Raw genomic sequence first — 12,886 nt, 5'->3', positions numbered from 1 at the left:
GCGGGGCGCCGGACGGAACACTCCACAAACTTCTGCACAACCTCCCGCCGGGTCAGGCGGCGAAGGAGATGGTTAACGTGTCCGCTACGCCTGTTCTGGCGTTGCGCGGGGTCTCCAAGCGATTCGGTGCCGTCCAGGCGCTCACCGATGTCGAGCTTGAGGTCCACGCCGGCGAAGTGGTCGCCCTGGTGGGCGACAACGGTGCCGGAAAGTCCACGCTGGTGAAGACGATCGCCGGTGTGCACCCCATCGATGAAGGCGCCATCGAGTGGGACGGCAAGTCCGTCCACATCAACAAGCCGCAGGACGCCCAGGGCCTCGGGATCGCGACCGTCTACCAGGACCTCGCGCTCTGCGACAACATCGACGTCGTCGGCAACCTCTACCTGGGCCGCGAGCTGAAGAAGCGCGGCATCCTGGACGAGGTCGAGATGGAGCGCCGCTCGCGCGAGCTGCTGGACACGCTGTCCATCCGCATTCCCAGCGTCCGTATCCCGATCGCCTCGCTCTCCGGCGGTCAGCGCCAGACCGTGGCGATCGCCCGTTCGATGCTCGGTGAGCCCAAGCTCGTCATCCTCGACGAGCCGACCGCCGCCCTCGGCGTCGAGCAGACCGCCCAGGTCCTCGACCTGGTCGAGCGGCTGCGCGAGCGCGGCCACGCGGTCATCCTCATCAGCCACAACATGGCGGACGTCAAGGCCGTGGCCGACAAGGTCGCGGTCCTGCGCCTCGGGCGCAACAACGGCATCTTCGAGGTCAAGTCGACCTCGCAGGAAGAGATCATCTCCGCCATCACGGGCGCCACGGAGAACGCCGTGACCCGTCGTGCGGCGCGCAGCAATGGGGAGGCTCAGAAGTGAGCATCGACAAGACCTCTGAGACCCCCGAGGACCACGCCGTGGAGAACCCCGAGGCGGCCGCCGCGGCGGTCACCGCGGTCGACCCCCGGCTCCTCGTCCGCGAGCAGGGCCTCGCGGGGTACGTGTCCGAGTTCAAGCGGAAGATGAAGGCCGGCGACCTCGGCTCGATGCCGGTCGTCATCGGCCTGATCATCATCTGGATCATCTTCCAGAGCCTGAACTCCAACTTCCTCACCGCGGGCAACCTGTCCGACATCTCCGTGGCCATGGTCGGCACGGGCATGATCGCGGTCGGTATCGTCTTCGTCCTGCTGCTCGGCGAGATCGACCTGTCGGTCGGCTCGGTCTCCGGTGTGGCGGGTGCCGCCTTCGCGGTACTGAACGTCACGCACGGCATGAACGAGTGGCTGGCCTTCGTGCTCGCCATCCTCACCGGCACGGTCGCCGGCGCGATCCACGGTTTCGTCTTCGCGCGCATCGGTGTGCCGGCGTTCGCCGTCACCCTGGCGGGTCTGCTGTTCTGGAACGGCTTCATGCTCCAGATCCTCGGCAGCAGCGGCACCATCAACCTGGACAGCGAGGGCCTCGTGGCCAAGCTGACCAGCTACTACTTCACCGACGTGGCCGCCGCCTACGTGCTCGCCATCGGCGTCACCGCGGTGTTCTTCCTGACCTCGTTCTTCAGCAACAAGCGCCGTGAGGCCGCGGGCGTACCGTCCCAGCCGCTGAGCGAGATCATCCTGCGCACCGTCCTGCTGGCGATCGTCGCCTTCGCCGTGGCGATCACCTACAACCAGTACAAGGGTCTTCCGCTGGCCGTGGTGATCTTCATCGCGGTGCTGCTGGTCACGGACTTCGTGCTCCGCCGCACCGCGTACGGCCGGAAGATCTTCGCGCTCGGTGGCAGCGTCGAGGCCTCCCGGCGTGCGGGTATCAACGTCGAGATGGTCCGGATCTCGGTCTTCGCGATCTCCGGCACCTTTGCCGCCATCGGCGGTCTCTTCATCGCCTCCAAGATCGCCTCCGCCAACCAGGGCGCGGGCGGCGGTGACCTGCTGATGAACGCCATCGCGGCGGCCGTCATCGGTGGCACCAGCCTCTTCGGTGGCCGTGGCCGCACCTGGAACGCGCTGCTCGGTGTGCTGGTCATCGTCTCGATCCAGTACGGCCTGGCCCTGCAGGGCATCGCCTCGCCGGTCCAGTACATGATCACCGGTGGTGTGCTGCTCGCCACCGTCGTCATCGACGCGGTGACCCGCAAGACCCAGAAGTCGGCCGGGCGCGCGTAGCGGCTGACGGGGAGGGCCCGTCAGCGCGGCCCTCCCGGACCTGTGCCCGGCACCACTGGTGCCGGGCACAGTCGTGTTTCCCCAGCCGGTACTCCGAACGGGTGACATGGACCCCCGGGGCCGGGCGTCGGGCGAAAAGGCGGAACATTAGACTCGACAAGCCCGGCAAAGCTCGAACAGCTCTACCTGCAAGGAGGCACGGGTGCCGCTGCTGACCCGCATCACGGGACCGCGCGATCTGGACCGGCTCAGCCTGGAGCAGCTGGACCAGCTGGCCGGCGAGATCAGGACCTTCCTCGTCGACGCGGTCTCCAAGACCGGCGGCCACCTCGGCCCCAACCTCGGTGTCGTGGAGCTCACCATCGCGCTGCACCGCGTCTTCGAGTCGCCCAAGGACAGGGTGCTGTGGGACACCGGTCACCAGTCCTACGTCCACAAGCTGCTCACCGGCCGACAGGACTTCTCGAAGCTGAAGATGAAGGGCGGCCTGTCCGGCTACCCCTCGCAGGGCGAGTCCGAGCACGACGTGATCGAGAACTCGCACGCCTCCACGGTCCTCGGCTGGGCCGACGGCCTGGCGAAGGCCAACGAGGTGCTCGGGAAGAACGACCACGTGGTCGCCGTCATCGGTGACGGCGCGCTCACCGGCGGCATGGCCTGGGAGGCGCTGAACAACATCGCGGACGCCAAGGACCGCCCGCTGGTGATCGTCGTCAACGACAACGAGCGTTCGTACGCCCCCACGATCGGCGGCCTCGCGAACCACCTGGCGACTCTGCGCACCACGGACGGCTACGAGCGCTTCCTCGCCCGCGGCAAGGACCTCCTGGAGCGCACGCCGGTCGTCGGCAAGCCGCTCTACGAGACCCTGCACGGGGCCAAGAAGGGCCTCAAGGACTTCATCGCCCCGCAGGGCATGTTCGAGGACCTCGGCCTGAAGTACGTCGGCCCGATCGACGGCCACGACATCGAGGCCCTGGAATCGGCGCTCGCCCGCGCCAAGCGCTTCGGCGGCCCGGTCATCGTGCACTGCCTCACCGAGAAGGGCCGCGGTTACCAGCCCGCCCTTCAGGACGAGGCGGACCGCTTCCACGCCGTCGGCAAGATCCACCCCGACACGGGTCTGCCGATCGCCTCCTCCGGCGCCGACTGGACCTCCGTCTTCGGCGAGGAGATGGTCAGGCTCGGCCAGGAGCGCAAGGACATCGTCGCCATCACGGCGGCCATGCTCCAGCCGGTCGGCCTCGACAAGTTCGCCAAGGCCTTCCCCAAGCGGGTGTACGACGTCGGCATCGCCGAGCAGCACGCCGCCGTCTCCGCGGCCGGCCTCGCCACCGGCGGCCTCCACCCCGTCTTCGCCGTCTACGCGACCTTCCTCAACCGCGCCTTCGACCAGGTCCTGATGGACGTGGCCCTGCACAAGTGCGGTGTCACCTTCGTCCTCGACCGCGCGGGCGTCACCGGCACCGACGGCGCGTCGCACAACGGCATGTGGGACATGTCGATCCTCCAGGTCGTCCCCGGCCTCCGGCTCGCCGCACCGCGCGACGCCGACCAGGTCCGCGCCCAGCTGCGCGAGGCCGTCGAGGTCGACGACGCGCCGACGGTGGTCCGCTTCTCCAAGGGCGCGGTCGGCCCGGCCGTGCCCGCCGTGGGCCGGATCGGCGGCATGGACGTCCTGCGCGAGTCCGGCACCGACATCCCGGACGTGCTGCTCGTCTCGGTCGGCGCGCTCGCGCCGATGTGCCTGGAGATCGCCGGTCTCCTCGACAAGCAGGGCATCACCACGACCGTCGTCGACCCGCGCTGGGTCAAGCCGGTCGACGAGGCCATGGCACCGCTCGCCGAGCAGCACCGGGTGGTCGTCACCGTCGAGGACAACTCGCGCGTCGGCGGTGTCGGCTCGTCGATCGCGCAGGCCCTGCGCGACGCCGGCGTCGACGTCCCGCTGCGCGACTTCGGCATCCCGCCGCGCTTCCTCGACCACGCCTCCCGCGCCGAGGTCATGACGGAGATCGGGCTGACCGCCCCGGACATCGCCCGCCAGGTCACCGGCCTCGTCTCCAAGCTCGACGGACGCTTCGAGCGCACGACCGCGCACGCCGTGGACTCGGTGGAGCCCGCGCGCGACTGACGTCCCGGCAGCAGGCCCATCGGGCCGGTTCCAGCACCCTGTACGGGTGGTGGAACCGGCCCGTTCGCGTGAACGACTCCGCGCCGGGGCATCCGCCGTACACGCCCCCTCGATCAGGTCGAGGACGTCAAGCGTGGAGGTAGGCCCGTGAGCAGCAACCTCTTCAGGACCAAGAAGATCGAACAGTCGATCCTGGACACCGAGGAGCCGGAGCACGCACTCAGGAAGTCGCTGTCAGCCCTGGACCTCACCGTCTTCGGCGTCGGTGTCATCATCGGCACCGGCATCTTCGTCCTCACCGGCAAGGTCGCCAAGGAGAACGCGGGCCCCGGGGTGTCGCTGGCCTTCGTCGTGGCGGGCGTCGTCTGCGGCCTGGCCGCGCTGTGCTACGCGGAGTTCGCGTCCACGGTCCCGGTGGCGGGGTCCGCGTACACCTTCTCGTACGCCTCGCTCGGCGAACTGCCCGCCTGGATCATCGGCTGGGACCTGGTGCTGGAGTTCGCGCTCGGCACGGCGGTGGTGGCGGTCGGCTGGTCCGGATACGTGCGCTCGCTCCTGGACAACGCGGGCTGGCATCTGCCCGACTACCTCGGCGGGCGCGACGGGGCCACCGGGTTCGGGTTCGACGTCCTCGCCGCCGCGCTGGTGCTGGTGCTCACCGCCATCCTGGTCATCGGCGTGAAGCTGTCCGCCCGGGTCACCACGGTCGTCGTCGCCATCAAGGTCACCGTGGTGCTGATCGTGATCGTCGCGGGCGCCTTCTTCATCGTCGGCGACAACTACGCGCCCTTCATCCCCGAGGCGCGAGCCCAGGAGGCGGGCAGCAGTCTCCAGGCCCCCCTCATCCAGCTGCTGTCCGGGTACACGCCGACCGACTTCGGTGTGATGGGCATCTTCACCGCCGCATCCGTCGTCTTCTTCGCCTTCATCGGCTTCGACGTCGTGGCCACCGCCGCCGAGGAGACCAAGAACCCGCAGCGGGACATGCCGCGCGGCATCCTCGGCTCCCTGTTCATCTGCACCGCGCTCTACGTCGCCGTGTCGGTCGTCGTCACGGGCATGCAGAAGTACACCCGGCTGTCGATCGACGCCCCGCTCGCCGACGCCTTCAAGGCGACCGGGCACCCCTGGTACGCGGGCGTGATCAGCTTCGGCGCCGCCGTCGGGCTGACCACGGTCTGCATGATCCTGCTCCTCGGCCAGACCCGGGTCTTCTTCGCGATGAGCCGCGACGGACTGCTGCCGCGGTTCTTCTCCCACGTCCACCCGAGGTTCCGCACCCCGCACCGGCCGACCATCCTGCTCGGCGTGATCATCGCGATCCTCGCGGGCTTCACGAGCCTGAGCGAACTGGCCGAACTGGTCAACATCGGCACACTCTTCGCCTTCGTCGTCGTCGCGACCGGCGTCGTCATCCTCCGCCACACCCGCCCCGACCTGCACCGCGCCTTCCGCACCCCGCTGGTGCCGCTGGTCCCGGCGCTGTCGGTGCTCGCCTCGCTGTGGCTGATGGTGAACCTGCCCACGGAGACCTGGCTGCGGTTCCTGATCTGGATGGCGGTCGGCTGCTTCGTCTACTTCCTGTACGGACGCTCGCACAGCCGTCTCGGACTGCAGCGGAAGGCCGCGGCGGGCGAGGAGGGGAAGGCGGAGGGATCCCACGGACCCTGACCCGCCCGTTTCAGGACTCCGGCCCCGTATGTCCCGCTCAGGTGGGGAGTGCGGGGCCGGATAGCGTGCACCGTATGCGCGCCGGGCTCCTGGACACACGACGCACCGCCACCGGGTCACGGGTGCCGGGCGGCGGCTACTGGAGACGGCTGCTGCCCGTTCTCGCGGTGCTGGTCGCCCTCACCCGGGTCCCCTCCTTCGTACGGCCCCTGTGGAGCCCGGACGAGGGCTATCTCGCCGTGCAGGCGCGGATACTGGCGGGCGGGGGAGAGCTGTACCGGACGGTCGTGGACCGCAAGCCGCCGCTCGTGCCCTGGCTGTACGAAGGCGCGTTCGCGGTGTTCGGCTCCGGGTCGCTGACCTCGGTCAGGGTGCTGGCGGTGGTGGCCCAGCTGTCGACCGCCGTGCTGCTGGCCTCCCTGGCCCGGCGCCGCTGGGGCGACCGGGCCGGGCGCACGGCGGGCGTGCTGTACGCCCTGGTGTCGATCGGACTCAACCCCGAGGACGCGCAGGCCGCCACGTTCGAGGTGTTCATGCTGCCCTGCACGGCCGCCGCGATGTGGTGCGCCGACCGGCGCCGCTGGGGTGCGGCCGGCGCGGCCGTCGCCTGCTCGTTCCTGGTCAAGCAGACCGGCGCGGCCGTACTCGTACCCGTGCTCTGGCTGCTGTGGCACCAGGCGGAATCCCCTCGAAGAGGCCTGCTGAGGACGGGAGTCGGGGTTCTCGCCCCGGTGGCGGCCGTGGCACTGCTCACCGACCCGGCGGGCCTGCTGTTCTGGACCGTCACCGGCTCGGGTGCCTACGCCTCCCTCACCGGCTCGGAACTCCACGTCCTGGGCCGGGGGCTGGTCAACGCGGCGATCCTGGCGGTGGCCTGCGCGGGGCTGATCCCGCCGGTCGCGGGGGCGCTGCGGGCCGGCCGTCCGGGCTCGGCCGACCTGTGGCTGTGGCTCGGCTCGGCGACGGCGGCCGTACTGACCGGCTTCCACTTCTTCGGCCACTACTACCTGCAACTCCTGCCGCCCGCCGTACTGTTGGCGACCGCCGCGCTGCGGACGCTGCCCCGAGAGCGGGTATCGGCCGCGGTCGTGACCTCCGTCTGCTGCTGTGCGCTGTTCCTGAGCTGGGGGCTGCTGGCGCCACGCCCCGAACTCGCCCACTCCCAGCGCCTCGCCGCCGCCGTGGCCCACCGCACCCGGCCCGGGGACCGCGTGCTCGTCTGGGGCATACACCCGGAGACGTACTGGCTGGCCGGCCGTGCCCCCGCCACCCGCTATCTGACCGCGGGTCTCCTCACCAACTACAGCGGCGGGCGCGACGGACCGGAGGTCGGCGAGAAGTACGCCGTCGAGGGCACGTGGTCGGTGTTCCGGGCGGAGCTGACGGCCCGCCCGCCGGTCCTCGTCGTCGACGACTCCCGCGGCCGGCCCTACGCGCCGGACAGGGTGCCGTCACTGCGCCGGCTGCTCACCGCGGGATACGAGGAGGCGGGCACCGTCGACGGGGCGGTGCTGTACACGCGTACGGACGCCCAGGACTGACCGTGCGCCGGGGGCGCCGCCGGGGAGCCGGCACACCACGCCGCGCATCCGGGCCGCGTACGGGCGTCAGGGCGCCCACGGGGCTCCGCGGAAGGGCGTCCCGGGCCGGCGGGGCCACGGGCGGGAGACAGGTCCTCAGGAGCGGCCCCGGTGCGCGTGCGGGTGCCGCAGGCCGGCACCGGCCCCGCACCCTGTCCGGTCCCGCGGTTCAGGTCCCGTCCCGTACCGCACGCGGCCCCGTCACCCCGGCGCCGGCCGCGGTGACCCTGCGCCGCAGTTCACGGTCCGCGGTGACGACCAGGCGCGGGCGGTCAGGGGCCTCCTCCACCAGCGCCACGATGTGGTCGTCCCCGCTCCCGGGGGCCGTCTCGACCCGTACGCCCGCCACCGGCTCCACGCCCCTGGCCGCGCCCTCGACCACGAGGACGAGTTCCACCGGTCCGTCGTGTCCCGGCAGTCCCTCGCGGGCGAGCCGGTCCCGCAACCGCTCCGCGGCTCCCCGGCGGTCGCGCCACCAGCCGTCGGGCACGGAGCCGACGACATTGGCACCGTCGATGATCACGAGCAGGGGGTCGTCCATGGGGCCAGGGTCGCACGCGCCGCCGTCGCGCACGGACGGCCGCCGGGCCCCTGGCGAAGGCCACAGGGCCCCGGCTTAGAGTGAACCGGTGAACGGCGAATGGCTCAGACGCGGTCGCGACGGCAGGCTCAGTGTGTACCTGCTGTCGGATGCCGCCGTCCTCTGCCGGGCGGAGCGCGGGCCCGGCGGTTCCTGGGACCCCGCGCGCACCGTGGGCGGCGACCAGCGCCTGCACCCCGCCCTCGCGCTCGGCCAGGGCGCCGACGGCTACACGCACCTCGTCTCCTGGCGTCCCACGGTGACCGGGGAGTCGGGGCTCGTCCACTCCGCGCACTTCCGGCCACGGCTGTCCGCCCTCGACTGGACCCCGATCGGACACCCCGACAAGAAGGGTGACCGGACCGGCGAACCGGCCGTGACGGTCGATGCCCGGGGCCGTGCCCACGTCTTCGTGCGCAACAAGGGTGGCGGGGTCGGCATGGTCGCCCAGAAGGAGAAGGGCGGCTGGGATCCGTGGCGCGACCTCGGGGGAAGCGCCGTACAGGAGGGTCTGGCGGCCGTGACGGGGGAGTCCGGGCTCGTCGAGCTGTTCGCGGCCGTCCCGGACGGGATCCTGCACTGGCGCCAGGAGGAGCCGGGTTCGCGGCCGGTCATGGAGGAGGCGCTGGAGGCGTCGGTACGTCCCGGCACGCTCCGGGCGCTCGCCACGTCCGCCGGGTCCAGCACGCTCTTCTACACCGACGCGGCGGGCGAACTGTGCGCCTGGCGGCCGGGTGCCAAGCCCGTACCGCTGCTGCCGTCCGTCGGACCCGGTCCCGTGTCCGTGATCCGCTGCGAACTCGACGGCTACGACTGCACGTTGCTCGCGCAGCGCTCCGCGAGCGGACGGATCGTGTTCGCGGCCTACCCGACCGAGCAGGAGACGGCGGGAGCCTGGTGGACCGAGTCGGGCCCCCGGCTGCCCGCCGGCGCCACGGTGTCGTTGGCGCGGGACGAGGAGGGCCGGGTGGTGGCGGCGGCCCTCACACCGGGCACGGACGAACTCCTCCTGACCCGCCGCAAGGACGAGCCGGGCCTGGCCCTGGAGGCCTGGCAGCCGGTCTGACGCCCACTGCACCCAGAAGTGCGGAGGCGGCCGGGGCGCGACCACCCACGTCCCGGACCGACGAACGCACACCGGGCCCCGTCAGGGGGCGCGGGGAACTGCGCGCCCAGCCGCCCGCCCTCCCGCACCCGGAAAACAGCCCGCGGCGGCAGCGCGGCACTGGCGCCCGCGGCGGCAGGGCGGCACTGGCGGCCGGGCCGCGAACGCCCGAGTGCCCCGCACACCGAAAGGCGTACGGGGCACCCACGAAAACCGGCGGAGGGCTACGCGGGGACGGAAGCCACGCCCGTCTCCAGGAACCGCTTGCCGTTCACGCGCTCGGAGACACCCTCACGGTCCAGGTACGGGGTGAGCCCGCCCAGGTGGAAGGGCCAGCCCGCACCGGTGATGAGGCAGAGGTCGATGTCCTGCGCCTCGGCGACGACACCCTCGTCGAGCATGAGCCCGATCTCCTGGGCGACGGCGTCCAGGACGCGGTCACGGACCTGCTCCTCGCTGAGGACGACGTCGCCCTGCTGGAGGAGCGCGGCGACCTCCGGGTCCAGCTCCGGCTTGAAGCCGTTCTCGGCGGAGTACACGTAGAAGCCCCGCTTGCCCGCCTTGACGACGGCCGCGAGGTTCGAGGAGACCGTGAAGCGGTCCGGGAAGGCCCGGTTGAGGGTCTCCGAGACGTGCAGGCCGATCGCGGGACCGACCAGTTCGAGCAGGACCAGCGGGGACATCGGCAGGCCCAGGGGCTCCACCGCCTTCTCCGCGACGACGACGGGGGTGCCCTCGTCGATGACGTTCTGGATCTCGCCCATGAAGCGGGTGAGGATGCGGTTCACGACGAACGCCGGGGCGTCCTTCACCAGGACCGCGGTCTTCTTCAGCTTCTTGGCGACGGCGAACGCCGTGGCGAGCGAGGCGTCGTCCGTCCGCTCGCCGCGCACGATCTCCAGGAGCGGGAGGATCGCGACGGGGTTGAAGAAGTGGAAGCCGACGACCCGCTCGGGGTTCTTCAGCTTCGACGCCATCTCGCTCACCGACAGCGAGGAGGTGTTGGTGGCGAGGATCGCGTGGGCCGGGGCGACCGCCTCGACCTCCGCGAACACCTGCTGCTTGACGCCGATCTCCTCGAAGACGGCCTCGATGATGAAGTCGGCGTCGGAGAAGCCCTCGGCCTTGTCCAGCACACCGGAGACCAGGGCCTTGAGGCGGTTGGCCTTGTCCTGGTTGACACGGCCCTTGAGGAGCAGCTTGTCGATCTCGGCGTGGACGTAGCCCACACCCTTGTCGACGCGCTCCTGGTCGATGTCGGTCAGCACGACCGGCACCTCCAGCCGGCGCAGGAACAACAGCGCCAGCTGGGAGGCCATCAGGCCCGCGCCGACGACGCCGACCTTGGTGACCGGACGGGCCAGGGACTTGTCCGGGGCGCCGGCCGGGCGCTTGCCGCGCTTCTGGACCAGGTTGAACGCGTAGATGCCCGACCGCAGTTCGCCGCCCATGATCAGGTCGGCGAGCGCCATGTCCTCGGCGTCGTACCCCTTCTGGAGGTCGCCGTCCTTGGCCGCCTCGATGATCTCCAGCGCGCGGTACGCGGCCGGGGCCGCCCCGTGCACCTTGCTGTCGGCGATGGACCGGCCGCGCGCGACGGCCTGGTCCCAGGCCTCGCCGCGGTCGATCGCCGGACGCTCGACGGCGATCTCGCCCTTGAGGACGGCGGCCGTCCACAGCAGCGACTGCTCCAGGAAGTCCGCGCCCTCGAACAGCGCGTCGGCGATGCCGAGGTCGTAGACCTGGCCGCCCTTGAGCTGCTTGTTCTGGTTGAGCGAGTTCTCGATGATGACCGAGACGGCCTTGTCGGCGCCGATCAGGTTCGGCAGGATCGTGCAGCCGCCCCAGCCGGGGACCAGACCGAGGAAGACCTCGGGCAGCGAGAACGCCGGCAGGGCCGCGGAGACGGTCCGGTAGGAGCAGTGCAGACCGACCTCGACGCCACCGCCCATCGCCGCGCCGTTGTAGTACGCGAACGTCGGGACCGCGAGGCCCGACAGACGCTTGAAGACCTCGTGGCCGCCCTTGCCGATGGCGAGCGCGTCCTGGTGCTCCTTGAGCAGCTCGACACCCTTGAGGTCGGCGCCGACCGCGAAGATGAAGGGCTTGCCGGTGACACCGACACCGACGATCTCGCCGGCCGCGGCCTCCTTCTCGACCTGGTCGACGGCGGCGTCGAGGTTCGCCAGCGAAGCCGGGCCGAAGGTGGTCGGCTTGGTGTGGTCGAAGCCGTTGTCGAGGGTGATGAGCGCGAAGCGCCCGGCACCGAACGGCAGGTCGAGGTGGCGTACGTGCGCGGACGTCACGACCTCGTCGGGGAACAGCTCGGCCGCGCCCTTGAGGAGTTCAGCGGTGCTCACTTGTCGCCTCCGGCGTCCTTGTGGTGCGGGTTCTCCCAGATGACCGTGGCGCCCATGCCGAAGCCGACGCACATGGTGGTCAGGCCGTAGCGGACCTCCGGCTGCTCCTCGAACTGGCGGGCCAGCTGCGTCATCAGGCGGACGCCGGAGGAGGCGAGCGGGTGGCCGTACGCGATGGCGCCGCCGTACTGGTTGACGCGCGCGTCGTCGTCGGCGATGCCGTAGTGCTCCAGGAAGGCGAGGACCTGGACGGCGAAGGCCTCGTTGATCTCGAAGAGGTTGATGTCCTCGATCGACAGGCCGGCCTTGGCGAGGGCCTTCTCGGTGGCCGGGATCGGGCCGTAGCCCATGACCTCCGGCTCGACGCCCGCGAAGGCGTACGAGACCAGGCGCATCCGTACCGGCAGGTCGTGCTCGCGGGCGAAGTCCTCGGAGGCGATGATCGACGCGGTCGCACCGTCGTTGAGACCGGCCGCGTTGCCCGCGGTGACCCGGCCGTGGACGCGGAAGGGCGTCTTGAGGCCCGCCAGGTTCTCCAGCGTCGTACCCGGGCGCATCGGCTCGTCGGCGGTGACCAGGCCCCAGCCCGTCTCGCCGACCTCCGCGTTGGTGTTGCGCACCGAGACCGGCACCAGGTCCTGCTGGATCTTGCCGTTGGCGTACGCCTTGGCGGCCTTCTCCTGCGAGCGCACCGCGTACTCGTCGGCGCGCCGCTTGGTGATGGCCGGGTAGCGGTCGTGCAGGTTCTCGGCGGTCATGCCCATGAACAGGGCGGACTCGTCGACCAGCTTCTCGCTGACGAAGCGCGGGTTCGGGTCCACGCCCTCGCCCATCGGGTGGCGGCCCATGTGCTCGACACCACCGGCGATGACGGCGTCGTAGGCGCCGAAGGCGATGGAGCCCGCGGTGCTGGTGACGGCGGTCAGCGCGCCCGCGCACATGCGGTCGATGGAGTAGCCGGGGACCGACTGGGGGAGTCCGGCGAGGATGCCGGCCGTGCGGCCCAGCGTCAGACCCTGGTCACCGATCTGCGTGGTCGCGGCGATGGCGACCTCGTCGATCTTCTTCGGGTCGAGGCCCGGGTTGCGGCGCAGCAGCTCCCGGATGGCCTTCACGACGAGGTCGTCGGCGCGGGTCTCGTGGTAGATGCCCTTCGGGCCCGCCTTGCCGAACGGGGTGCGGACGCCGTCGACGAAGACGACGTCCCTGACGGTACGAGGCACGATGGCTCTCCTCCAGATGCGGGATGGCACTGCTGCGCGGCGCACACGCCTGAGCGCGCGCTCACCTCTCCATGCTACTTACGA

Annotated in this window: 9 protein-coding genes; 6 read left to right on the top strand and 3 right to left on the bottom strand. The window is 71.0% G+C overall.

The window, feature by feature from the left end; all coding sequences use genetic code 11:
* Positions 1 to 68 precede the first annotated feature (68 nt).
* From GFH48_RS11050 to GFH48_RS11030, 5 genes are all read left to right on the top strand, one after another.
* Positions 69 to 860, top strand: a complete 792-nt coding sequence (locus GFH48_RS11050) for an ATP-binding cassette domain-containing protein (protein ID WP_168530652.1) — start codon at positions 69 to 71, stop codon at positions 858 to 860.
* On the top strand, positions 857 to 2,149 hold the full coding sequence (locus GFH48_RS11045; protein ID WP_153288095.1) for a sugar ABC transporter permease: 1,293 nt from the start codon (positions 857 to 859) through the stop codon (positions 2,147 to 2,149). Before GFH48_RS11050 ends, GFH48_RS11045 begins: the two co-directional genes overlap by 4 nt.
* A 202-nt stretch (positions 2,150 to 2,351) precedes the next feature.
* A complete protein-coding gene (dxs, locus tag GFH48_RS11040) occupies positions 2,352 to 4,283 on the top strand; it encodes a 1-deoxy-D-xylulose-5-phosphate synthase (RefSeq protein WP_153288094.1) in 1,932 nt (643 codons plus the stop codon).
* 147 nt (positions 4,284 to 4,430) lie between these two features.
* Complete coding sequence (locus GFH48_RS11035; RefSeq protein WP_153288093.1) at positions 4,431 to 5,954, top strand: amino acid permease; 1,524 nt, start codon at positions 4,431 to 4,433, stop codon at positions 5,952 to 5,954.
* Positions 5,955 to 6,028: 74 nt separating this feature from the next.
* On the top strand, positions 6,029 to 7,495 hold the full coding sequence (locus GFH48_RS11030; protein WP_153288092.1) for an ArnT family glycosyltransferase: 1,467 nt from the start codon (positions 6,029 to 6,031) through the stop codon (positions 7,493 to 7,495).
* Positions 7,496 to 7,703: 208 nt separating this feature from the next.
* Here GFH48_RS11030 and GFH48_RS11025 read toward each other — a convergent pair whose 3' ends face one another.
* Positions 7,704 to 8,075 (bottom strand): PIN domain-containing protein, encoded by a 372-nt coding sequence (locus GFH48_RS11025; RefSeq protein ID WP_153288091.1) that lies wholly within the window; start codon positions 8,073 to 8,075, stop codon positions 7,704 to 7,706.
* Positions 8,076 to 8,163: 88 nt separating this feature from the next.
* Between GFH48_RS11025 and GFH48_RS11020 the strand changes: the two genes are divergently transcribed.
* Positions 8,164 to 9,180, top strand: coding sequence for a hypothetical protein (locus GFH48_RS11020; RefSeq protein WP_153288090.1), 1,017 nt, complete (start codon positions 8,164 to 8,166; stop codon positions 9,178 to 9,180).
* Between the two features lie 263 nt (positions 9,181 to 9,443).
* Here the strand turns inward: GFH48_RS11020 and GFH48_RS11015 are convergent, their stop codons facing one another.
* Positions 9,444 to 11,579, bottom strand: coding sequence for a 3-hydroxyacyl-CoA dehydrogenase NAD-binding domain-containing protein (locus GFH48_RS11015; protein WP_153288089.1), 2,136 nt, complete (start codon positions 11,577 to 11,579; stop codon positions 9,444 to 9,446).
* Positions 11,576 to 12,802 (bottom strand): thiolase family protein, encoded by a 1,227-nt coding sequence (locus tag GFH48_RS11010; RefSeq protein WP_153288088.1) that lies wholly within the window; start codon positions 12,800 to 12,802, stop codon positions 11,576 to 11,578. The genes GFH48_RS11015 and GFH48_RS11010 overlap by 4 nt, the downstream gene beginning before the upstream one ends.
* Between the last annotated feature and the right edge of the window lie 84 nt (positions 12,803 to 12,886).

Source organism: Streptomyces fagopyri (assembly GCF_009498275.1).
Lineage (GTDB): Bacteria > Actinomycetota > Actinomycetes > Streptomycetales > Streptomycetaceae > Streptomyces > Streptomyces fagopyri.
The sequence above is the reverse complement of the archived record's forward strand: the minus strand, read 5'-3'. Positions and strand labels throughout refer to the sequence as shown.